The organism is Rhodococcus sp. NPDC019050, from assembly GCF_055664235.1.
Map to the genome: position 1 here is coordinate 137330 of NZ_JBVOON010000001.1, position 23287 is coordinate 160616.

At 66.6% G+C, this 23287-nt stretch carries 21 protein-coding genes; 9 read left to right on the forward strand and 12 right to left on the reverse strand.

The window, feature by feature from the left end; all coding sequences use genetic code 11:
• Window positions 1-2 precede the first annotated feature (2 nt).
• Window positions 3-749 (reverse strand): CPBP family glutamic-type intramembrane protease, encoded by a 747-nt coding sequence (locus AC0B44_RS00660; RefSeq protein WP_378527305.1) that lies wholly within the window; start codon window positions 747-749, stop codon window positions 3-5.
• A 245-nt stretch (window positions 750-994) separates the two neighbouring features.
• Here AC0B44_RS00660 and AC0B44_RS00665 point away from each other — a divergent pair, with 245 nt between their 5' ends.
• Window positions 995-2692: a fumarate hydratase gene (locus AC0B44_RS00665; protein ID WP_378527304.1), complete on the forward strand. Its 1698-nt coding sequence runs from the start codon at window positions 995-997 to the stop codon at window positions 2690-2692.
• Window positions 2693-2765: 73 nt separating this feature from the next.
• On the opposite strand, the gene AC0B44_RS00670 is transcribed toward AC0B44_RS00665, so the two are convergent.
• Window positions 2766-3158, reverse strand: coding sequence for a hypothetical protein (locus AC0B44_RS00670; protein ID WP_378527303.1), 393 nt, complete (start codon window positions 3156-3158; stop codon window positions 2766-2768).
• A 193-nt stretch (window positions 3159-3351) separates the two neighbouring features.
• Between AC0B44_RS00670 and AC0B44_RS00675 the strand changes: the two genes are divergently transcribed.
• Together AC0B44_RS00675 and AC0B44_RS00680 are read left to right on the forward strand one after the other, a co-directional pair.
• Entirely contained in the window at window positions 3352-3891 is a 540-nt protein-coding gene (locus AC0B44_RS00675; RefSeq protein WP_471901007.1) for a flavodoxin domain-containing protein, read from the forward strand.
• Between the two features lie 182 nt (window positions 3892-4073).
• Complete coding sequence (locus tag AC0B44_RS00680; RefSeq protein WP_471901008.1) at window positions 4074-6866, forward strand: cation-translocating P-type ATPase; 2793 nt, start codon at window positions 4074-4076, stop codon at window positions 6864-6866.
• Here AC0B44_RS00680 and AC0B44_RS00685 read toward each other — a convergent pair.
• The 4 genes from AC0B44_RS00685 to AC0B44_RS00700 form a co-directional block, all read right to left on the reverse strand.
• On the reverse strand, window positions 6849-7460 hold the full coding sequence (locus AC0B44_RS00685; protein ID WP_378527300.1) for a GNAT family N-acetyltransferase: 612 nt from the start codon (window positions 7458-7460) through the stop codon (window positions 6849-6851). The two genes, AC0B44_RS00680 and AC0B44_RS00685, sit on opposite strands and share 18 nt — an antisense overlap.
• 49 nt (window positions 7461-7509) lie before the next feature.
• Window positions 7510-9816, reverse strand: a complete 2307-nt coding sequence (gene ppsA, locus AC0B44_RS00690; RefSeq protein ID WP_471901009.1) for a phosphoenolpyruvate synthase — start codon at window positions 9814-9816, stop codon at window positions 7510-7512.
• 120 nt (window positions 9817-9936) lie between these two features.
• The gene (locus AC0B44_RS00695; RefSeq protein ID WP_471901010.1) at window positions 9937-10941 is read right to left on the reverse strand and encodes an isopenicillin N synthase family dioxygenase; all 1005 of its coding nucleotides are present in this window, start codon (window positions 10939-10941) and stop codon (window positions 9937-9939) included.
• Between the two features lie 69 nt (window positions 10942-11010).
• On the reverse strand, window positions 11011-11610 hold the full coding sequence (locus AC0B44_RS00700) for a helix-turn-helix domain-containing protein (protein WP_471901011.1): 600 nt from the start codon (window positions 11608-11610) through the stop codon (window positions 11011-11013).
• A gap of 147 nt (window positions 11611-11757) precedes the next feature.
• On the opposite strand from AC0B44_RS00700, the gene AC0B44_RS00705 reads away from it, so the two are divergent.
• The 5 genes from AC0B44_RS00705 to add all read left to right on the forward strand — a co-directional run bounded on the left by AC0B44_RS00705 (window position 11758) and on the right by add (window position 17471).
• A complete protein-coding gene (locus AC0B44_RS00705) occupies window positions 11758-13314 on the forward strand; it encodes an ABC transporter ATP-binding protein (protein ID WP_471901012.1) in 1557 nt (518 codons plus the stop codon).
• Window positions 13311-14390 carry an ABC transporter permease gene (locus tag AC0B44_RS00710; RefSeq protein WP_471901013.1) on the forward strand — a complete coding sequence of 360 codons (1080 nt, stop codon included), beginning with the start codon at window positions 13311-13313 and terminating at the stop codon, window positions 14388-14390. Before AC0B44_RS00705 ends, AC0B44_RS00710 begins: the two co-directional genes overlap by 4 nt.
• On the forward strand, window positions 14387-15349 hold the full coding sequence (locus tag AC0B44_RS00715) for an ABC transporter permease (protein ID WP_471901014.1): 963 nt from the start codon (window positions 14387-14389) through the stop codon (window positions 15347-15349). Before AC0B44_RS00710 ends, AC0B44_RS00715 begins: the two co-directional genes overlap by 4 nt.
• 75 nt (window positions 15350-15424) lie before the next feature.
• Entirely contained in the window at window positions 15425-16450 is a 1026-nt protein-coding gene (locus AC0B44_RS00720; protein ID WP_296551742.1) for a BMP family protein, read from the forward strand.
• 4 nt (window positions 16451-16454) lie between these two features.
• Window positions 16455-17471, forward strand: a complete 1017-nt coding sequence (gene add, locus AC0B44_RS00725; protein ID WP_378527293.1) for an adenosine deaminase — start codon at window positions 16455-16457, stop codon at window positions 17469-17471.
• Here the strand turns inward: add and AC0B44_RS00730 are convergent, their stop codons facing one another.
• The 4 genes from AC0B44_RS00730 to AC0B44_RS00745 form a co-directional block, all read right to left on the reverse strand.
• A complete protein-coding gene (locus AC0B44_RS00730; RefSeq protein ID WP_471901015.1) occupies window positions 17472-18041 on the reverse strand; it encodes a TetR/AcrR family transcriptional regulator in 570 nt (189 codons plus the stop codon). It abuts the gene before it with no gap.
• A gap of 170 nt (window positions 18042-18211) precedes the next feature.
• Complete coding sequence (locus tag AC0B44_RS00735) at window positions 18212-18973, reverse strand: alpha/beta fold hydrolase (protein ID WP_471901016.1); 762 nt, start codon at window positions 18971-18973, stop codon at window positions 18212-18214.
• Window positions 18970-20025 carry an isopenicillin N synthase family dioxygenase gene (locus AC0B44_RS00740; protein WP_471901017.1) on the reverse strand — a complete coding sequence of 352 codons (1056 nt, stop codon included), beginning with the start codon at window positions 20023-20025 and terminating at the stop codon, window positions 18970-18972. Before AC0B44_RS00740 ends, AC0B44_RS00735 begins: the two co-directional genes overlap by 4 nt.
• Window positions 20006-21403: a uracil-xanthine permease family protein gene (locus AC0B44_RS00745; protein WP_471901018.1), complete on the reverse strand. Its 1398-nt coding sequence runs from the start codon at window positions 21401-21403 to the stop codon at window positions 20006-20008. The genes AC0B44_RS00740 and AC0B44_RS00745 overlap by 20 nt, the downstream gene beginning before the upstream one ends.
• Window positions 21404-21619: 216 nt before the next feature.
• Between AC0B44_RS00745 and AC0B44_RS00750 the strand changes: the two genes are divergently transcribed.
• Window positions 21620-21994: a helix-turn-helix domain-containing protein gene (locus AC0B44_RS00750; protein ID WP_471901019.1), complete on the forward strand. Its 375-nt coding sequence runs from the start codon at window positions 21620-21622 to the stop codon at window positions 21992-21994.
• Between the two features lies 1 nt (window position 21995).
• On the opposite strand, the gene AC0B44_RS00755 is transcribed toward AC0B44_RS00750, so the two are convergent.
• Both AC0B44_RS00755 and AC0B44_RS00760 read right to left on the reverse strand, forming a co-directional pair.
• Window positions 21996-22592: an ATP-dependent Clp protease proteolytic subunit gene (locus AC0B44_RS00755; RefSeq protein ID WP_471901020.1), complete on the reverse strand. Its 597-nt coding sequence runs from the start codon at window positions 22590-22592 to the stop codon at window positions 21996-21998.
• Window positions 22589-23191 (reverse strand): ClpP family protease, encoded by a 603-nt coding sequence (locus AC0B44_RS00760; protein WP_471901357.1) that lies wholly within the window; start codon window positions 23189-23191, stop codon window positions 22589-22591. The genes AC0B44_RS00755 and AC0B44_RS00760 overlap by 4 nt, the downstream gene beginning before the upstream one ends.
• Window positions 23192-23287 lie beyond the last annotated feature (96 nt).

Here is a 23287-nt window from a genome sequence, read left to right on the forward strand (position 1 = left end):
CGTCAACCGAGGGAAATCTGCCAGACGAGGGCGGCGGCAAGAGCGCCGGCGCCGTTGAGCGACCAGTGCAGCGCGATCGGCGCGAGGATGCTGCCGCTGCGCCGGCGGAGCCAGGTGAACACGAAGCCGGCAGCCGCGGTCGCGACCACTGCTCCCGCGACACCGACGATCTGCCCCCACAGCCCGTTGCCGAAGACGGCAGCCAGACCGGCGTTACCCGAGGTGAGGCCGAGGGACGACGCGACGTGCCACAGGCCGAACAGCAGCGAGCCCGCTGCGAAGACTCCGCGCGCACCCCACACGCGTTCGAGAGTGCCGTGAAGGACGCCGCGGAACGCGAGTTCCTCGGGGATCACGGTCTGCAGCGGGATGATGATCATCGAAGCGACGAGCGCGCCCGAGATGGTTGCGTAGCGTTCGGAGAGAAAGAACTGCCGGGTGAACGGAAGGGCGACGCCGATCGCGACGACGGTGAGGACCAAGCCGACGGCGGCGAGCGAGTAGACCGTGCCTCGTTTCCAGTGCCGCGGCGACAATCCGAGTTCGGACCACCGCATTCCCCGACGCCGCATCAGGACGACGAGGATCGCGGCAGAAATGGGAACCGTGGCGATCGACGCCCATACGGTGGTGAAGTGCGCCACCACGTTCGTGGAGATCAGGACGGCGACAACGATTGCGACGTCGACCCACGCGTGAAATCTGAGCAACCAGGCCAGAGAGGGTAATTGTCGGGTTTGGGTGCTCACGCAGTCTTCTTTCCGGGTTTTCCGTGCATCCATACCATTGTAAGGAATCTGCCCGGCCACCTGCATGACGCGCATCACACCCCCTGGGACCGTCCGGACTCGCATTCCGAAACCGCCCCCGGACTGCGGAGATGTGGATCACACGGATCGTGAGGGACTTCTGCGTCACACGCCCCGTTGTCGGGGCGCCGATTCTGCACGACTAATCTGTCTGCGGAACATCGCCCCCTCTTCCAGGAGAAACAATGGCCGACTTCCTCTACGAGGACCTGCTGCCGATCGGGGAAGACCCCACCGAGTATCGGCTGCTGACCAGCGAGGGGGTGTCCACCGTCGAAGGCCCCGACGGCCGCACCTTTCTGAAGGTCGAGCCCGAGGCCCTGCGCCTGCTGACCGAAACCGCGCTGCACGACATTTCGCATTATCTGCGCACGGATCACCTGAAGCAGCTCGCGAGCATCCTCGACGACCCCGAAGCGTCGGACAACGACAAGTTCGTAGCCCTCGACCTGCTGAAGAACGCGAATATCGCCGCAGCAGGGGTGTTGCCGATGTGCCAGGACACCGGCACCGCCATCGTCATGGGCAAGCGCGGCCAGCAGGTACTCACCCCCGGTGACGACGAAGAGTCGATCGCGCGCGGCGTGTACGACGCGTACACAAGACTCAATCTGCGCTACTCACAGAACGCGCCCCTCACCATGTGGGACGAGAAGAACACGGGCAGCAACCTGCCGGCCCAGATCGAGCTCTACGCAGATACCGCGAAGGGCCACGAGAACTCCTACAAGTTCCTGTTCATGGCGAAAGGTGGCGGGTCGGCGAACAAGTCGTACCTGTACCAGGAAACCAAGGCGATCCTGAACCCGGACTCGATGATGCAGTTCCTCGAGGCCAAGATCCGGTCGCTCGGCACGGCCGCCTGCCCTCCGTACCACCTCGCGATCGTCGTCGGCGGCACCTCTGCCGAGTTCGCACTCAAGACGGCCAAGTACGCGTCCGCGCACTACCTGGACGAACTGCCCACCGAGGGCGCGATGACCGGTCGCGGGTTCCGCGATCACGAGCTCGAGGAGAAGGTCTTCGAGCTGACCCAGAAGATCGGGATCGGCGCGCAGTTCGGGGGCAAGTACTTCTGCCACGACGTGCGCGTGGTCCGCCTGCCTCGCCACGGAGCGTCGCTGCCCGTCGCGATCGCGGTGTCGTGCTCGGCGGACCGTCAGGCGAAGGCGAAGATCACCCCGGAGGGCGTGTTCCTCGAGCAGCTCGAGTTCGATCCCGGCCGCTTCCTGCCCGAGATCACCGACAGCCGGCTCGACGCCGAGACGGCGGGTGTCTCGGGTACCGGCAAGGGTGCCGCCGTCAAGATCGACTTGACCCGTCCCATGCCCGAGATCCTGGCCGAACTGTCCAAGCATCCGGTGAAGACCCGCCTGTCGCTGACCGGGCCGCTCGTGGTGGCCCGCGACATCGCCCACGCCAAGATCAAGGAGCGTCTCGACGCCGGCGAGGAGATGCCGCAGTACCTCAAGGACCACCCGGTCTACTACGCCGGTCCCGCCAAGACCCCCGAGGGTCTCGCGTCCGGGTCCTTCGGCCCGACCACGGCCGGGCGCATGGACTCGTACGTCGAGCAGTTCCAGGCAGCCGGCGGTTCGATGATCATGCTCGCCAAGGGCAACCGGTCCAAGCAGGTGACCGACGCGTGCCACCGGCACGGAGGTTTCTATCTCGGTTCCATCGGCGGCCCTGCGGCGCGCCTTGCGCTGGATTGCATCAAGAATGTCGAGATCGTCGAATACGAAGAACTCGGCATGGAAGCGGTCTGGAAGATCGACGTCGAGGACTTCCCGGCGTTCATCGTCGTCGACGACAAGGGCAACGATTTCTTCGCCCACACCGGCGAGGTGACACTCACCATCGGCAAGCGTCCCGGTCTGTAACAGACAGGCGCACAGCACAATCCGGCCCCGGAGGACTCTGGTCCACCGGGGCCGGATTCGTCGATACCGTTGGTCAGGCCGCGCAGGCGTGCGTGCGCGAGAGCACTGCCGGCGACTGCGCGACGACCCTGCGCAGAAACCCGACGACGATCTCGGGCGACGGTTCCGCGCCCGGAGCAGCCACGCCGCAGAGCGCTCGATATGTCTCGAGCGCCATCACAGGTGCGACGCGGAAGTGCGTCGACATCGTGAACGTGACGTCGAGGTCACGCTCGGGGATCCGCAGTTTCAACTCCGGGCCGTGCGCGCCCACAATCACGCAGACGTCCACCGCGGCCCCCGCGGCGAGGTACTCGAACGACGCGGAATGCACACGGTTGTGTGCCATCTGCCGGTAGAGCGGCCGCAGCCCGCCGAGAACCAGCGGTGGAAGCGCGACCGTGCGGGATCGCTCGGCGCTGAACATGCGAATCTCTCCCTCGATACCCACGGCCGCAAAACAGCCGGTCTTAATTGTAGAAACACCAATATTGGAACTATCCCAGAAACGCCGGACCGGTGCAACCCTCGGGCAGTGACAGGCACCGCTCGATACCGTGGATACGCAGGTTCTGACCCGATCCCCTCACGACCTCCGCCGACACCCGCAGAGGACAACCATGACGACGACAACCCTGGTCGGATACGCCACCGCGAATGGATCCACCCGCGGGATCGCCGAACGGATTGCTGCTTCGCTCACCGCACGCGGCGTCGAGGTCGATCTGAGGGCGTTGAGCGAGGTGGACTCGGTACAGGCGTACGACACGCTCGTGCTCGGGAGCGCCGTTCACAACGGCCAATGGCTCCCCGAGGCCGTCGATGCGATCACCCGGTTCGGCACCACCCCAACAGGCCGGGCGACCTGGGCATATTCGGTGTGTTCGGTAGGCGCCACCAGTTCGACGCTGTCCCCGCGGGTGGCACGATATCTGCGGCGGGCGATGCCCGAACCGGATGCGGTACAGGAGTTGCGGGCGGTCACAGAGGTCCGTGATCACCGGTTCTTCGCCGGTTCGATCGCCCCCGGCGACTGGCCCGGATTCGGGCGGTTCGTCTTTCGCCTGATGGGAGGGAGATACGGCGATGCCAGGGATTGGCGCGACATCGACGCCTGGAGCGAAGGCATCGGTCGCGACGTCACTCCAGGTCTTCGCTGACGCCGCCCGCGCTTCTCTCCCGTCCGTCAGGCATCTCGCATCTGCCTCCCGGCATGTACGAATCCATCGAGTTCGACGACGCCCGAACCGCCGCAGGAGGACACTTCGAGCAGAGCCCTGTTCCGAAATGCACTACCGCCCATGGCAACGCGATCGTGCGTCACCGCAGGTGATGAGACCATATGAGCGAGACAGCGAGCGGCGAAACCGATCACGTCGCACCGGTCGATCCACTCGAAGAACTCGACCGCCTGCTACGTGACCTGCGATCGTCCCGGACCGGTCTGTCCACTCGCGACGCGCAACGGCGCCTCGGCCTGTCCGGCCCCAACGAACTGGTTCGCCGCGCCGGCGAAGGATGGGTGCGTGCCCTGAGCCGGCAACTCCTCCACCCACTTGCACTGCTCCTGTGGGTCGCTGCCGCGCTTGCAGCGTTGTCGGGTTCGGTGCCGCTGGCGATCGCGATCGTAGTGGTCATCGGCCTCAACGCCGCGTTCGCGTTCGTTCAGGAACGCCACGCCGAACAGGCCGTCGAAGCACTTGCCGCCTACCTCCCCCAAGGTGCCCGCGTCGTCCGGGACGAGGTCGAAACAGAGGTCGACGCGCGGGAACTCGTGCCCGGCGATGTCATCGTCGTCTCCGAAGGGGACCGTGTTTCCGCCGACGCGCGCCTACTCGACGGCTCGGCACAGATCGACGCCTCCGCGCTGACCGGGGAATCGACACCGGTACCGGTGAGCGTCGACAGCGGAGACAGTCGTGTTCCGTTGATCCTCGCCCGCGATCTCGTCTTCAGCGGCACCACGTGCGTCACAGGGGAAGTCACCGCGGTCGTTTTCGCCACCGGAATGAACACCGAACTCGGCCGGATTGCTGCGTTGTCCCAACGCAGTGGGCCTGAAGAGAGCCCGCTCGAGAAACAGGTGAGGAGGGTCGCCCGCCTGATCGCCATCGTGGCAGTGGGGCTGGGTCTCGCGTTCATTCCCCTGGGCACCCTGCTGGCCGGGTTGTCGCTGGCCGATTCGCTGAACTTCGCGATCGGACTCATCGTCGCCAACGTTCCCGAGGGCCTGCTCCCGACCATCACCCTCGCGCTCGCCGTGGGTGTGCGGCTCCTGGCCCGGCAGGGCGCCTTCGTCAAACGGATCTCTGCCGTCGAGACGCTCGGGTCGACGAGCGTCATCTGCACCGACAAGACCGGGACACTCACGCTGAACCGAATGACCGTCACCCAGGCATGGACGCACGAAGGCGTGCTGGACTTCCAAGATCTTTCGACACATCCCGCGGCAGACTCGGCGGCGGGACAACTCATGACGGCTGCGGTGTGGTGCAGTAACGCCGAACTCGCACAACCGCCCGGTGCGACACCGCCCGACGGTGCCGAACCGGAAGACGGTGCGAAACCGGAAGACGGTGCGAAACCGGAAGACGCCGGGATCGGCGACCCGACCGAACTCGCTCTGCTCCGGGGCGCGGGAAAACTCGGTCTCGACCCCCACCGCAGCAAGGAGGACAGACTCGCACAATTCCACTTCGATCCGGCCCTGCGGCGGATGTCGACGGTCGACCGCGTCGGCACCACGGTCGTCGTGCACACCAAAGGCGCACCCGAGGAGGTCGTCGCCCGCTGCACACACATCTCCGACGGGACCGCACCCAGACCGTTGACGGAGGAGGACCGCGCCACGATCGAAACCGTCGTCGACGACTGGGCGGCTCGCGGCCGACGGTTGCTGGCGTTGGCCGAACGCACCCTGACACCCTCCGAAGTGGCAAGGAACCTCAGCCGAGAGCAGGCAGAGCAGGGCTCGACGTTGCTCGGCATCATCGCGATGATCGATCCGCCCCGCCCCGAAGTTCCCGGCGCCGTTGACCGCTGCCATACGGCCGGCATCCGGCTGATCGTCGTCACCGGCGACCACGCGCTCACTGCCCGCGGAATCGCCGAGAGCGTGCACATCGGGAAGAACGGCCTGCGCGTGATCGGCGGAGACGAAGCAGACGCGATGTCCGACCGCGAACTCGACGAGGCGCTCGCCGGTGACGACGAAATCGTCTTCGCCCGCAGCTCACCGGAGACGAAGCTGCGCATCGCCGACGCGCTTCAGGAGTCCGGCCGGATCGTCGCGATGACCGGCGACGGCGCCAACGACGCACCCGCCCTGCGCCAGGCCGATATCGGCGTGGCAATGGGCCGATCGGGCACGGACGTCGCGCGTGAGGCGGCGGTGATGGTCCTCGTCGACGACAACTTCGCCACGATCGTCGGCGCCATCGAAGCGGGCCGGCGGGTCTACGACAACGTCCGCAAGTTCATCGTCTACATCTTCGCGCACGCGACCCCCGAGGTCGTGCCCTTCCTTGCCTACGCGCTCACCAGCGGCGGTATTCCCCTGCCGCTGACCATCATGCAGATCCTCGCCATCGATCTCGGCACCGAGACCCTCCCGGCGCTGGCGCTCGGACGGGAGAAAGCCGAACCGGACCTGATGCGACGCCGGCCCCGGCCGCGTTCGCAGTCGGTGATCGAGGGAGTCATGCTGGCCCGTGCCTGGGGCGTCCTCGGCGGAGTCTCCGCAGTCCTGGTGATGGCACTGTTCCTGCTCACCCTCCTCGACGGTGGCTGGACCTTCGGAGCCGACGTCTCCAGCGGGGAGTTGCACGACACCTGGCGGCAGGCCACGACCATGACATTCCTCGGTATCGTCGCCTGCCAGATCGGCACCGCGATGGCCGCTCGCGCAAGTCGCTCCTCCCTTGCACAGATCGGACTCACGACGAATCGAATGCTGTTGTGGGGAATCGCCTTCGAGGTCCTTTTCGCCGCAGCGGTCGTGACCATCCCACCGTTTCAGGCCGTCTTCGGCACCGAGGTCCCGGATCTGTGGTTGCTGACTCTGCTCATCCCGCTGCCGGTCATCGTGTGGGGTTGCGACGAAATCTTCCGCTGGTGGTTACGGACCCACGACTGAAGGACCGTTCGCCGACGGACCGGACGGACCACCCTCCGGCCGATCCGGTGGTACCCGGAGGGACGAGTCCGCCGCGACGCGGGAACCTCCGTTTCCCAGGGGATCGCCGAGCGTGATATCGACTTGAACGACAGATCCCGGCTCGCTCCCGTTCCGGGACCATCCCAGTTCTCCGAGGACCTGCAGCATCGTGGTGTTCACCGACAACACGTACGCCGACAGACGCCGAATTCCGCGTGCTCGTGCAATTTCGACCAGGCGTTGCAGCAAGGCGGTTCCGATGCCGTGGTGCTGCATGGGGTGGCTCACGGCGACCGCGCATTCCGCCGATGCGACGTCGTCATCGAGGACGGTGTAGTTCGCTACTGCGACCACCTCGGCATCGTCGAACGCCCCCAAGCTCACATGTCCGTCGTCCTGGCGACACAGCATTTCCGCAAGCTCGTCCACGCGCCGTGGGGCCACAGTGAAGAATCGCAGGTACGTGTCGCGCTGGGTGAGATGCTCGTGCAAAGCCCGGACCGAGTCCTCGTCCTGCGGACCCAGCGGGCGGATCACCAGGTCGGGGCTGACCGTGTGCTGTTCTGCGAACACCGGCTCATACGTCCTTCCACGGAATCGGGACACCGCATGGGCCGCCGCGTCATTCTTCCTTCCGGCGGGCCTTGCCGAGCACGATTCGCTGTTCCGCTTGTGCGACCGTTCGTCTGGTGCGTACTGCGGCATCGGGAGTGACGGAAACCGACGTGATGCCGCGGCGCACGAGGTGCTCGGCGAGGGCGGGGCTCGTCGACACGGCCTGACCACACAGCGACGTCGTCAGTCCGGCTGCAGATGCACGGTCGATGATGTGGTCGATCGCGTCGAGAACTGCCGGGTCCAAGGTGTCGAACAGTTCCTTGCACATCTCGGAATCCCGGTCGACCCCCAGCATCAACTGGGTCAGGTCGTTACTGCCGATCGACACACCGTCGATACCGAGTGCCGCGTATTCGGGCAACCAATAGACGACGGAGGGCACCTCGGCCATGATCCATCGCCACATCCGACGATCTGCGCCCAGCGGATGGGCGTCGAGCTGTGCCAGGCACTCCTTCAATTCCCACCGTGTGCGCACGAAGGGAATCATCAAGTGCACGTTCGGATACGCGCTCCGCACGCGGTGTATCACGTCGAGGTCCAGGGAGAACAACTGCGGATCACGGACGTACCGGAAACAACCCCGATAGCCGATCATCGGATTCGCCTCGTCGGGTTCGATCTCACCACCTTCCAGATCGGCGAATTCGTTACTGCGCAGGTCGATCGCCCGGTAGACCACCGGCCGGGGCGCGAACGCCGCGGCGATCTTCGAGACACCACCCGCCATCTTCTCGACATACTCGTCGCGGCGGCCCTCCGCGATCATGTGCGCCGGATGCTCCCCGGCCAGCGCCTCGGTAATCATGAATTCCGCCCGCAGCAGGCCGACCCCGTCGACGTCGGTCGCGGCGACGGCCTCGGCTGCGTCCGGAGTGGCAAGGTTGACGTACACCGAGGTCGCGGTGACCGTCGGAGCACTACCCGCGGCCGCCGGACCCGCCTCGTCCGCCCTCGCCCGACTGCCCGCGGTGGTCACTGCCCCCTCGAACACCACGCCCGCGTCGCCGTCGACGGTGATCACCTGCCCGTCTCTGAGCGTGGTCGTTGCGGTACGCGCACCGACGACCACCGGCTTACCGAGTTCACGACCGACGATCGCGGCGTGACAGGTGATTCCACCGCCGTCGGTGACGATCCCGCCGGCTCTCCGCAGAATGGGCAGCCAGTCCGGCCGGGTCATCGGTGCCACGATGATCTCACCGTCGGTGAGTCTCTTCCCGTCCGCGAGGTCACGCAGTACGCGTACCCGCCCGGTCGCCGAACCGGGTCCCGCGCCCAGTCCGATCAGCAACGGTGCCGTGTCCCCGTCACCGGACGGACCCGCTGTCGAGCTACTCGGTCTCCCCGTGCCCTGCCCGCTCAGCGTTGTGATCGGCCTCGCCTGCACGATCCACAGGTGGCCCTCGGCGAAGGCGAACTCGAGATCCTGCGGGCTGCCGTAGTGCTGCTCCACACCGACGGCCAGCCGTGCAACCTTGCCGATCTGGTCGTCGTCGAGGACCTGGACACCGCGTGACGGATCCACCGCAACACGGCTGTCGCCCTTCTCGGTCGAGGCGATCTCGAACTCCTGATGCCCGAGGTGCACGTCGAGCACCTGCAGTCCGTCCTTGGCGACGACGTAGGTATCAGGCTCGACCTGCCCGCCGACGACGACTTCCCCCAGCCCGAGCGCTGCCTCGATCACGATGCGGTCCAACTCGCCCGTGCGCGGATCGGCGGTGAACGCCACACCGGACGACTCCGACCTGACCATCACCTGCACGACGACCGCAATGGACGGTTCCTCCGCGATCCCTCGGAGCCCCCGATAGGTGCGGGCACGCTCGGACCACAACGACGCCCAGCACGCCTGCACCGCACGAACCACCTCGTCGGCACCGACGATGTTGGTGTACGACTCGTGAATTCCCGCGAACGAGGTGTCCGCCGCGTCCTCCGCCGGCGCCGACGACCGAACTGCCACCGCAACACGCGCCCCGAGAGTCTCGTACGCCGCGACGATGTCCGCCCGCATCTCGTCCGGAACAGACGTGCCCGTCACCAACTCGGCGAGTTCGGCCGAGGTACGGATGAGTTCTGCCTCGTCGATATCGGGAGCCGGTACCGCCTCGGCAGCCAGCCGGGCACGGACTCCCGCGGCCTGCATCGCATCGATGTACGCGTCCGCCGTGACCGCGAACGCAGGTGGAACCGGAAAACCCGCCCGCGTGAGCTCACCCAGATTGGCGGACTTGCCACCCACCGTCGGCGCGTCCTCGGCACCCACCGTCTCGATGGGACGTACCCACAAATGATGTTCGGCCATTGCTGACTCCCCCGACTCGTGGTGCTCCCTAGCGAAGGCCGCCCAGCCGCGCGCTCGGCGGAATGTGTCTCACGGTAGGTGGCGCGGACGATCTTCGGGCGAAATCGCACGTTCGGAGCACTACTGCCTTGCACCTGGGTCACACAGCATCGGGCAGAACCTGAACCTCACGACGCCTTCTTCCCGAGATAAGCGTGTGTCGCGGCGAACCGCGAAAGCATGTACTCGCCGGCGGTGACGGGCGGGTAGATCGGCTCCGCGCCGGGTTCGACACACGTCGGGATCGCCTCGATCACCGCACGAAAATCGGGTGCGACGAAGTACGGCAGCGAATAACGGTGTCGTCCCACAGGATTCAGCACCCGGGTGACGGGTGGAGACATAACGGTGGTTGGTCCACCGGGCAATCATGTCGCCGAGGTTGACGATGAGCGCGTCGGGCGGCGTGGCGACGTCGATCCACCCGCCTCCGCGCGCCGCAACCTGCAATCCGCCGATGTCGTCCTGCGCGAGCAGGGTCAGCGAACCGTAGTCGGTGTGCGCACCTGCGCCCGGTGCGGTCTCCCCCGCCCCTGCCGGTGCGTAGTGCAGCATCCGCAGGGATGCGATCGGATCGGTGAACATCGGCTCGAACGAATCGGGCGCCAAGCCGAGCGCGAGTGCGAGACCACGCATCAGATGGGTGTTGATCTCGAGGCAGGCGTGCGCGTACTCGTCGGCCACTCCCTTGAAGACTGGCATCAGTGCGGACGGCCACTGCGCCGGACCGTGCAGCGGCGTTCCGGCAACGACCTCGGGATGATCGGGTCCACGGTCGTACGTGATGTCGAGTCCTTCTTTGGCGTCGGCGCCGAGCACGTCGTCGAGGGTTTCGGCCTTCGGCGGTACGTATCCGCTGTGGCACGGCGACTTCGCGATGGAGATCTCCATCTTCTCCTCGAACGGCAGGGCGAAGAAGCGGCGTGCCTGTTCCATCGTCGCGGCGCGCAGGTCGGAGTCGAGTCCGTGGCCGGTGACGACGAAGAACCCGAGGTCGGTGCAGGCGGCATCGAGCGCGTCGGCGACGCTGCGGGGATCACTCCCGTCGCGTAGGGGCCGCAGGTCGATGACCGGGAGGGTTTCCATGATGTTCTCCTGGGAGCAGGTCGCAAGATGATCGCTATCAGTTAATTCTCGCGATGCTGCCGTTTCGTCTCACGCTGGTGAGGACCGTGTTACGGGGGGCACTCCCGGCGTCCCCACACACAACACGACCCGCACGTCGTCGACTCCCCGGTGTTCCCACTGCATCTCGGTGCCGGCCGCGGCGAACAGGCAGTCGCCCGCGTCGAGAACCACCGGATCGCGGCCACGCACCTGCACCGCGAGGGAACCGCTCACCAACACGAGGGCGAGGTCGTCCGCGCGGCGAAACCAGCCGCCGATGTCGTCGCCGGGTCCGATGACGTACTGGTACACCTCGGGGATCGTGCCGTTTCCCTGCGCCATCCACATGATCGGCGCACCGGGCGATCCGGTCACCGGCCGGGCACTTCGACGCTCCGCCCGCACCACCAGCACCTCCCCGTCCGGTGGAGCGTCGAGAAAATACGACGGAGAGCACTCCAGCGCGTCGGCGATCTTGTACAGGGACGCGAGCGACGGCACGTTGAGGCCCCGCTCGACCTGACTCAGGAACGCCTGGCTGATCCCGGCGCGGGTCGCCAGCGTCCGAGCGCTGAGTCCGGCCTCCCTGCGGGCGACACGAACAGCACGTCCGACGCGGGCAACCCGATCGTGTTCTTCCGGCGTCACATCACTCCTTCTCCCCGATTCCGCACCCCACGAAACCGCTTCCCCGACCCCGAAACACAAACGTCACGGATCGGACATGGTCCCTCAACCCGGACCCTGGATCGTCTCGCCTTAACAAATAGCGAATTACTCGGAAGGTCACACCGAATGGTGACACCAGCTTCTCCATCCCGCATCACCACCGCACCGGAGGCCGAACAGCCCGGCCTCACCGACGGCGTGGTGATGGACGGCATTGCGCGGTCGTTCGGAGACAACATCGTCCTTCGCGACGTCTCACTTCACATTCGGCCCGGTGAGGTCTACGCACTCCTCGGCGAGAACGGTGCCGGCAAGTCCACTCTGATGCGGATCCTCACCGGCTTGTTGCCTCCGGATGCGGGCACCATCAAAGTCGACGACCTCACACTCGACGCCGGGGGCAGCGACCGGATTGCGATGGTGCACCAGCATTTCATGCTCGTACCGTCGATGACGGTTGCCGAGAACTTCCTGCTGGGGCGCTCGCGGGGAATCGTCGGCCGGGGGCGGCTGCGCCGCACGTGCGACGAAATCTCGGCGCTGGCAGCCGAAACCGGACTTGCCTGCAACCCGGCGGCACGCGTCGACACGTTGTCGGTGGGTGAGCAACAGCGCGTCGAAATCCTGCGCGCACTGCACCTCGGCGCCCGCTATCTGCTGCTCGACGAACCGACCGCGAATCTCGCTCCAGCGGAGGTGCATTCACTGCTGGCGCAGATTCGGGATCTGGCGGTCGAGCGGGGTGTCGGAATCGTGCTCATCACGCATCACCTCGAAGAAGTGCTCGAAGCGGCCGACCGGGTGGGTGTGCTCCGTGGAGGAAGGCTCGTCGCCGAGAAGCCGGTCGCAGAGGTCACCACCGCCGAACTCGCCCGCGACATGGTCGGGCGCGACGTCGGTCTCGGCATCCGGCGCGCCGCCACGGAACCGTCCGGAGGACGCATGCTCGAACTCGTCGGGGTCTCCGTCCCCGGAAAGCTGGACGAGGTGACCCTGCGGGTCGGGGCGGGGCAGCTCGTCGCCGTGGCCGGCGTGGAGGGCAACGGACAGTCCTCGCTCGAGGATGTGCTCTCCGGCCTCGCTGCCGATGCATCCGGTGCGGTGCGCATCGCCGACCGGGAGGTCGACATCTCGAGTCCACGCTCCCTCCGCGACGCCGGGGTCGGCATCGTTCCCTCCGACCGCTACACCCGGGGTCTGGTGAAATCACTCGGCATCGACACGAATCTCGCGGTCGACAGTTACACCACCCCTCCCCTCGCGCGCCGCGGGGGACGACTGTCCCGCAACGCTATCCGTGACCGCGCCGAGCGCATCATCGCAGCGCTCTCGGTGAAGGCCTCGAGCCCACGTACGCTCGCAGGCACGCTGTCCGGCGGTCACGCCCAGCGTGTGGTGCTCGGCCGGGTTCTCGACGGTGCTCCGGACGTACTGGTCGTCGCCCAGCCCACCCGAGGTCTCGATGTCGGGGCCACCGAGTTCGTGTGGGACACCCTCGTCGAACACCGGGCGCGCGGGGCCGCGATCCTGCTGATCTCCTCGGACCTCGACGAGATCTGCAGCCTCGCCGACCGTGTCGTCGTCCTGTATCGCGGGCGCATCGTCGCGGAATTCGACGAGGGCCCGTTCGATCGGGAGGCCCTCGGTTCCGCGATGGGCGGATTCCAGGAGGTGGCCGCATGAGCGCCGACATGCTGAGTCCGCCCGCGGTGGCACCGACCCCCGACCCGGCGACGCGCTCGCGACTGCGCAGCCTCCTGACCACGGTGGGGATCCCCTTCCTGGCAGTGGCCGTGGGACTCGCCGTCGGTGCGGTGCTCATCGTTCTCGCCGGCGGCAACCCCGGTGAGGCCTACGCCACGATGCTGAACGCCGCACTCGGCGGCGACACCCAACTCGGACGCTTGCTCACCGGCATGACACCGCTGGTGCTCATAGGCCTCGGCTACGCGATCGCCTACCGCACCGGGTTCATCACGATCGGCGCCCAGGGCCATTACGACGTGGGAGCCATCACCGCTGCCGCAGTGGTTCTGAGCCTTCCGCTCGGCACCTCCTGGGTGGCGATCCCCGTCGTCGCCGTGACCGCCGCCGTTGCCGGCGCCTGCGTCGGCGGTATCGCCGGCGTCCTGAAGGCGCGACTGGGCGTGAACGAGATCATCTCCTCGCTCATGCTCAACTACCTCGTCTTCTATGCTCTGGCCTGGACTGTCCGCAAACCTCTCGCCAACCCCAACGGCTTCACTCCCGAGTCCGAACGCATCCCGGACTGGGCGGCACTGGCGACCATCCCCGGCACACGCATCCACATCGGTGTGTTCGTGGCTGTCGCAGCGGTTCCGCTGGTCTGGTGGATGATGCGCTCCACCCGGTTCGGGTTCTCCTCCCAGATCGTCGGCGAGAGCCCCAGTGTCGCTGCGGCGAACGGTATCTCGGTTGCCCGGACCATCGTCACCTCGGCGCTGATCAGCGGCGCGCTCGGTGGTATCGCCGGAGCGATCATGTTGCTCGGCAGCGAGTTCCGCCTGTCGCTCGCCGTCTCCTCGGGCATCGGTTTCACCGCGATCGTGGTGGCCCTGCTCGGACGGCGGAACCCGTTCGGCATCGTCCTTGCGGCGGCCCTGGTCTCGGGCTTGACGCTCGGCAGCCAGGCCGTGCAGCGCACCCAGGAGATCCCGGCCTCGATCGGCACCGTCGTGCAGGCCGTGATGATCCTGACGGTGCTGCTTGCCAATCGAATCGTGGAGCGTGCCCGATGAACTGGTCCGACGTCCTGGGCGCCGGAGCGCTCGTCCCCCTGCTCACGGCCGCGCTGCGCCTCGCGGTGCCCATCATCCTCGCTGCTGCGGGAGCCTGCCTGGCCGAACGTTCCGGCCTCATGAACCTGGGTATCGAAGGCCAGATGATGGTCGGTGCCATCACGGCATTCGTCACCGTCTACTACACCGGAAACCCCTTGCTCGGGGCCGTCACCGGCGCTGTCGCCGGCCTCCTGACCGCTGCGATCGTCGGCTACCTGACGATCACGATGGCAGTCGACCAGATCATCACCGGCATCTCGGTGGTCATCCTCGGGACCGGACTCGCGTCGTTCCTCTACCTCCAGGTCTTCGGGATGACCGGCACACCCCCGCGCATCCAGGGCAGCACGCCCGTCGACCTGCCCGTGCTCTCGGACATTCCCGCGATCGGCCAGATCGTCTTCTCCCAGTCGCCCCTCGTCTACGCGGCACTGCTGCTGGTGGTGGCACTGTGGTGGGTGCTCTCGCGCACCGCGTTCGGACTCTCCGTGCGCGCGGCGGGAGAGAGTCCCGAGGCTGCCGATTCGGTCGGCGTCTCGGTTCCCCGCACCCGCTGGATCACTTTGCTGATCTCCGGCGCAACAGCGGGCATGGCCGGTGCCCTCGTGATCGACGGACTCGGCTTCTTCCAGGACGGCATCACCGGCGGCCGAGGCTGGATCGCCCTCGGTGTGGTGATCCTGGCCAGGTGGAACCCGCTCGGCGCCATCGCCGGCGGCTTCATGTTCGGTCTCGTCGATGCCTTCCAGTTGCGCGTGCAAGCAGCGTCCGGTGGTCAAGCGACCTCGGTGCCGTACGAACTCTTCCAGGCGATGCCGTACGCGGTCACCCTCGTCGCCGTTGTCGTGACCACCGTGGGTTTCGCCCGCAACAACGCCCCCAAGGCACTCGGCGTTCCCTTCGTCCCCGCCAAATAGTTCCTGTCCCAGCCGAACAACTCCCCCGAGTCAGGGCTCGTAACAACGAGCCTTCCTTCCCCCTAGGAGAATCACGTGAAGAAACTGGGTACCGCTGTTGCGGTGATCGCCGCGGCCGGAGTCGCCGTTTCCGGATGCTCGTCGAGTTCGGAGTCCGGAGCATCGTCGTCGTCCGATGGCGTCGTCAAAGCCGCCATCATCACCTCAGGCCCGGTCAACGACCTCGGGTGGAACCAGGGCATGGTGGAAGGCGCCGAGAAACTCGAAGCCGAGGGACTCATCGATCTGACCGTGGTGCAGCAGGATTCGGGCGCGACCTCCGAGCAGATCGCGCAGATCGTGACCGACCTCGCCGAGGACGGCCACGACCTCGTCGTGGGACACTCGTTCAACTACGGCGAGCCGATCAAGGGTGTCATCGCGGACTATCCGGACGTGTTGTTCGCCTACGCCGGCGGGTTCGGTGACATCACTGCCAACCTCGCCGACTACAGCCAGCCGTTCTACGAGGGCTCCTTCCTGTCGGGCATTCTCGCCGGTGACCTGACGAAGTCCGGAATTCTGGCCGGCACAGCCGGTTTCGAGATCCCGGTGTGCAAGGCGCAGATCGAGTCGTTCGCCGACGGTGCTCGCCTGAGCTACAAGGGACCGGGCGAAATCCAGCTCCGGCCGTCCTACATCGGCGGATGGTCCGACGCTGCGGCCCAGACCCTCGAGGCTGTCAACGCGCTCGTCGACCAGGGCGCCGATCAGTTCACCACGTGCGGCGTGGACGCGGCCACGATCGAAGGTGCCAAGCAGCGCGGCGTGGGTGTCGCCGGTTACGCGATGGACCAGACGCCGCTCGCTCCCGAGAACGTCGTGTCCTCGATCGTGTGGAATCTCGACGAGGTCCTCCGCGCGATGGTGGCAGACGTCGAGTCGGGCAACATCGATCCCGCCAAGTACTACGACGTGGACTTCGCGGAGGGCGGCGTCGACGTCGCGGTGAACCCTGCGTTCGCCGACAAGATCTCCCCCGAGGCGATGGCGCTCTTCGAGGAGTACCGGGAGAAGATCAAGTCCGGCGAGTTCGAGGTCGAATACAAGGGCGGAGCGTAACCCGATGACGGTGACCCTCGAGGCAGTGCGGGCGCTGCCCAAGATCGAACTGCACCGCCACCTCGAGGGCACCGTCCGCCCCGACACGGTGCACGCACTCGCCGCAGCCAACGGCACGCCCCTGCCCGTGGACGACATGCGCACGCTCTACACGTACCGCGACCTGCGGCACTTCCTCGACGTGTACGACACGGTGTGCAGCACGATCGTCTCCCCCGCGGACTTCCACCGCGTCGCGTACGAATCGGTGCTCGACGCAGCCGCCACAGGCATCGTCTACACCGAGATGTTCTTCACTCCGCACGTGCATCTCTCCCGAGGTGTGCCCGCCGCGCACCTGTGGGACGGGATCACCGCGGGGCTGCGAGACGGAATCGCAGAGACCGGGATCGGCGTCCGAATGATCATGGACTGCACCAAGTTTCTCGGTCCCCACCTCGCGCTGCTGGAACTCGACCTTCTGACCTCACTGCCCGATCCCGACGGGTTCCTCGTCGGGATCGGGGGTGACGGCATCGAAGCCGGCGTCGACGACGCCGCGTTGGCCCCCGTGTTCGCGGAGGCCGGCCGACGCGGGCTTCGCCGGACCTACCACGCCGGCGAGTTCGGGGTACAGAGCGTCGCCGACGCGATCCGCGTGCTCGGCTGCGAACGGATCGACCACGGTCCACTCGTCGTCGAGGATCCTGCGCTGGCCGCAGAAGCAGCCGATCGCGGGATCGTGTTCACGCTGTGCCCCAGTTCGGACGTCCTGATATCCCAGGTCTACCCGTCGGTGCGTGACCACTCCCTCCCGCGCATGCTCGAGGCCGGGCTGCACGTCACCGTCAACAGCGACGACCCCGCGATGCTGGGCCGCGATATCAGCGACGAGTACGTCACGGTCGTCGAAGAAGGACTGGTGACTCCGGAACAGTTGTGCGACATCGCGATCGGCTCCGTCGACGCCTGCTGGCTACCGGACGACGACAAGGCCGCGCTCCGCGCACGACTCGGTGCCGCCTGGGGCACCGCGTTCTAGCTAACCCACGTCGGGGCGTGGCCGTGCGCCGTTCAGGAACAACTCCGTGATCCGGCGTGCAACGGCAGATCCGCCGGACTCCGTCGCGCGTGCGAGGTGAAGGAAGGCGTTCATCAAGAACTCGGGTTCCCCGGTGAGTTCGTTCCTGTCGACGGCGTCGGCAAACAGGGCGACCACCGGGTCGAGGACTTTGCGGACATAGAGTCCGGAAATCTCCTCGCGGGTCGTCTCGCCCACCTGGTCGAGGGCGTCGTAGATCCGTTGCTCGAACGTGATCGTGGACCGGTGGTGCTCGGAGGAGACAACGGCGAGCGCGGTCAGGCGATCGTCCAGCGGTCCGTCGCTTCCGAGCGCCTCCAGGATGTGCACGTGGAGACCTTCGATGAACTCTTGCGCCACTGCCCGGTAGAGGTCTTCCTTCCCGCCGGGAAAGTGGTGGTAGATCGAGGGTTTGCGGATCCCGACGTCGCCGGCCACCCCCACGAGCGAGATGCCGGAGTAACCGGTCGCGGCGAGTTGGTCGGCGAACGCCCTCATGATCTGCGTTCGGGTATCGGTTCCGTCGATCATCGGTTCCTCCGGGCATGGTTCGACGACAGGACACAGGCAAGTGCACCCGCTACCAGGAGCGTAACGAGCACGGCGGTCGCGAGGGGCGCCGCCTCGAGGGCGGCTCCGCTTTCCAGACGGCGCGCGGTCTCCACGAGCGACCCCGGCAACTGAAACCGGGCAGTGCCGTCCTACCGCGACCCCACTGACACGGTTGCTGCAGGTAGCACGGCCGAACACCACTCCACGAGTGCCCGCGCAAGCTCGGTGCGCGCGGACAACTGGGGGGCATGGTCGGTGTCCAGGCTCACGACCGTCGCTCCCGGAACGAGCCGCTGCATCTCCCTCTGCGCGGCGAGTGAGACCGAACGGTCGCGTAGCGCCTCGATGTACAGCCTCGGCAGCGATCCGAATCGATCCGCCGTCCAGATGGGCGCCATGAGCCGCGCAGTCTCGAGTTGCGGACGCAGTCTGCGCGCCGCCTCTATCGCATCGACGGCGTCGGCCTCGTGGAAGAAGACCGCCGCAGCAGCTTCGGGCGGCACCACGGTTCCGCGACCGTCGGCAGTGACCTGCAACCACTTCGAAATCCCCACCGGCGGTTCGAGTCCCAGACCGTCGCACAACTGCCCGAAGTCGACGCCGGACGGCAGCATCATTCCCGCCACGTACGCGACTCCGGCGACACGGTCGGGCATCATCTCCGCGACCTGTGTCGCCACGATGCCACCACCGGAGTGCCCGACGACGAACACGGTGCCTTCGAGTCCGGCCACGTACTCGGCGACGTGTCCGGCAACGTCGTCGAGCGTGACATCGCGGTCGGCCCACCGGCCCACCCCGGGCAGCGACAACGCGTGCGGTGCATGCCCTGCCGCGGTCAGTGGTTCCGTCACCGTGTCCCAGACCCAGCTACCCGCCCACGCCCCGTGAACGAGGACGACATGGCTCACGATCGGTTCTCCCCCGCTGCGGCGAGCACCCGCGCCGCTTCCCGCTCTGCCGCGGTGTTCTTCGTGCCGTGCCGGGAGCCGGCAAGCTTCGCCTTGATGTGGTCCCGCACGACGACGGGTTCGTACGGATCGGGACCCGCGTACTCCGGCAAGGTGGAGACGACCGCGTCGACGTTGCCGTCGTGGAAGTAGGCCACCGAACGACGACGCTGAATGCGACCGTCCACGACGGGAGGCTTGACCCGATGCAACGTGGACATCCAGTGATCGTCGGTGATGCGGGCGGTGAGGTCGCCGAGATTGACGAGCAGCGCTCCCGGCGACGGGGACACGTCGTGCCAGATGCCGTCGCTGCCCAGCACCTGCAAACCCGCAACCCGATCGGCCCACAGCACGGTGACGATCCCGAAGTCGGTGTGCTCCCCCATGCCCGTGAGGTCGCCGTCGAGGTTCACGGTGCCTTCGGGCAGGGCGTAGTTGTTCATCCGCAGCACGTCGATCGAGTGATCGGTCAGGTCGGCGAAGAAGTCCGGTGATTGGCCGAGCGCGTCGGCGAAGATGCGCGTGAGGGTGCGGGCGACCCGGCCGGCCTCGGCGTAGTACGCCTGCACCCGGTCTTCGAAGCCGGGCACGTCGGGCCAGAGGTTGAGTCCGTAGTCGTCTTCGGACAGATCCAGATCCGGGAAGGACCGGGCCTCGGTTCCCACGTTGTAGGCCTCGAAGAAGTCGTTCATGCGACTCGCGGACTCGACACCGAGACTCAGACTGAGGGATTCGCTCTTCGGCGGACTGTAGCCGCGGTTCGCGCCCACGACGCGATACTCCCGCTTCACCTCCATCGGCAGGCCGAAGAAGCCGTCGACGGCGGAGGTGAGTCCGGCGATGACCGCATCCGGAATGCCGTGCCCGAGGATCTGGATGAAACCGACCCGCGAGCATGCGTCGTCGACGGCTCGGGCCACCGCGGCACGTTCGTCTGCGCTGCCGCCGCGTACATACGGGCCGATGTCGACGGCGGGAACGTCGAACGGTTCAGACGCTTGCGGGCTCACGTACAACTCCTACGGGGGATGGAAGGTCGACCGAGGTATCGGGGGCCGGAGTGCCGGGCCGGGACGAGGCGCGCGCCATGGTCCCGAGCCGAGTGTGGTTGAAGAGCAGGTTCAGCGAGAAAGCGGTGATGGCGGCCAACGTGATTCCGCTGCCGAGAAGGATCTGCGCCGACGACGGGAACTTGGCGAACAGTCCTTCGGAGAGTTCGGGCAGCAGACCCACACCGACTGCGACGGCCGCGATGGTGGAGTTGATGCGGTCCGACAGGTCCACCGACCGCAACGTGTTGATGCCGACGAGCGCGACCGTCGCGAACAGGATCAGGCCCACACCGCCGACCACGGGCTTCGGCAGTCCCGCGACCACGGCACTCACCTTCGGGAGTGCTCCGAGCACCACCAGGATCGCTCCGGACGTCGCGGTGACGTAGCGACTGTAGACCCGCGTGGTGGCAACGGCCCCGACGTTCTGGGTGAAGACGGTGTCGACGAACGCGTTGAAGATGCCACCGAGTACGGCCGATGCACCGTCGCCGGCGAGGCCGCGCGCGATGTCGCCCTTCGACACTCGCTTGCCGGTGATCTCGCTGACCGCGAGCATGCTCGCGGTGGATTCCGCGAAGACGACGGCCATGACGATGCTCATGGCCACCACTGCGGTGATCGGGAACTCGGGCGCTCCGAAGTGGAACGGCGACGGCAGACCCACCCACGACGAACCGGCGACACCGCTGAGGTCGATCATGCCCAGCGGGACGGCGGCAGCAGTACCGACGAAGAGTGCGATCAGCACACCGAGTTGCGCCCAGATGCCCCGCCCGAGGCAGAGGAATCCGATGGCAACGGCTATGACCAGGACGGCGAGCAGGATGCCGGCGGGTGAGCCGTAGGACGGAGACGAGGGGTCGCTGCCGACGATCAGGCCGCCGGCGACACCGATCAGTGAGATACCGACGACGGTGAGCACCGCACCGGTGACGAGCGGGGGAAAGAACCGGATGATCGTGGCGAACGGCCAGGCCAGCGCGAGGCCGATGATGCCACCGACGAGCATGGAACCGTAGACCGCCTGCAGTCCGTATTCCTTCGCGATCAGGATCATCGGGGTCAGACCCGCGAAGGTCGCGCCGCACAGGATCGGCAACCGCACACCGGCGAGTTTCCCGACGCCCAAGCTCTGCACGATGGTGATCAGGCCGGCAATGAGCAGATCGGCGCTGATGAGCATCGCGATGGTGTCTTGGTCGAGGCCGACCGCAGCGCCGAACACGAGCGGGACGGTGATGCATCCGGTGTACATGATGAGGACGTGCTGGATGCCGAAGGCAAGTTGCCGGAAGATCGGCAGTCTCGTGTCTACGGGGTGCGGTGAGGCCATGAGCTCGCTCCCAAGTTCGTATGCGGGGCTGTATACGCTGCCGGATACATCGTGGGGTGCGAAGTTTTCGGGCTCGAGTCCTCATGTTTCGCGCAGGTAAGGACAATCTCACCGTGGAAACGGCGGCTCGACGCCCGGACGAGGCGACCGGGCGAGGAGCGTTCGTCGTCAGCTGAACCGGCGCGCGCCGGCACGTCCTGGCGGCACAATGACGCCATGGATCCGAAACAGGACTCTGTCGTCGATCTGGCCGCGGCCCGCGCGACGCGCGCTTCCCGGCAACCGGAGCCGCGCGCTGCCGGGCCGCAACCGCGCCTGCTCCGGCAGGTCTACGGCGAGATCCTGCGCGACGAGCGCCGCGACCAGGACCGCAGCCTCGACGATGTCGCCCGTGCCGTCGGAATGTCGAAGCAGTATCTGTCGGAGGTCGAGCGCGGCCGCAAGGAAGCCTCCTCGGAGATGCTGCGGTCCGTGTGCGATGCACTCGACCTGCCGATGGAGCAATTGCTCGGCAGAGGAATCCGCCGGATGACCGCACACCGCACGCTCCGGACGTCCCGGAGCGGCGGCGTCGAACTGTGTGCGGCGTGAGTCAGTAGCCGTCCCGGTTGAGAAGGACGTGGTCGGCGAGCCCGTACGCGACGGCCTCGTCGGGCGAGAAGATGCGGTCACGGTCGGTGTCCCGACGCAGTTGTTCCACGTCACGACCCGTGTGCGCGGAGAGAATGTCCTCGGTCTGAGCCCGCACGCGCATCACCTCCGCGGCTTGCAACGCGAGGTCGGAGATGGTGCCCTGCCCCTGCGCCGACGGCTGGTGCAACAGCACCCGTGAGTGGGCCAGCACGTGTCGTCGTCCCGGCGCGCCGGCCGCCAGAAGCACCGCGGCCGCCGACGCTGCCTGACCCATGCAATACGTGGCGACACCGGCCCGCACGAATTGCATGGTGTCGTAGATCGCGAGCATCGCGGTCGACGATCCGCCCGGGGAATTAATGTACAGGCCGATCTCGAGATCGGGCGTCTCCGCTTCGAGGTGCAGCATCTGCGCCATCACCACGTTCGCGACACCGTCGTCGATCTCTGTTCCCAGGAAGATTATTCGCTCGTTGAGGAGCCTGCTGAAGACGTCGAACGATCGTTCCCCCGCCGGGGTGCGTTCGATGACGTTGGGGATCGTGTAGGTGCTCATGACAGTCCGATCGGTCGGCCCGCACCGAACGGCGCGAGTTCGGCGAACGACCCGGCGACCTCGTCGATCATGCCGTAGTCGCGTGCCTGGTCGGGGGTGAACCAGCGGTCGCGGTCGCTGTCGCGTGCGATCTCCTCCATGGACCGGCCGGTGGCCTCGGCGAGAATCTGCTGCGACTGCCGCTTCATGTATTCGAGGTTCTCGGCCTGGATCGCGATGTCGACGGCGGTGCCCGCAAAACCGGCCGACGGCTGGTGCATCATGATGCGACTGTGCGCCAGCGCAATTCGTTTGCCCTTGGTTCCTGCCGCCAGGAGAATCTGTCCCATGCTCGCGGCGAATCCGACAGCGACGGTGGCCACGTCGTTGGGCACCAGCACCATCGTGTCGTAGATCGCGAGGCCGGCGAGCACGGACCCGCCGGGTGAGTTGATGTGCAGGACGATGTCCCGGCGGTCGTCCGCCGAAGCGAGAAGCACCAGTTCCGAGCAGACACGCTCGGCCGTCTCGTCGTTCACCTCGCCGGTGATCTGCAGGATGCGTTGCCGAAAGAGTCTGTCGGCCAACTGTTCGCGATAGTTCAACTGGCTGGATGCCAACGATGTGGGAGTCATGGCTCCACCCTGGACGGGTCGAGCACCGTCACGGCCGCCTGTCCGCTCAGGGCAGACGGACCGGGCACGTGCCGCCCGACT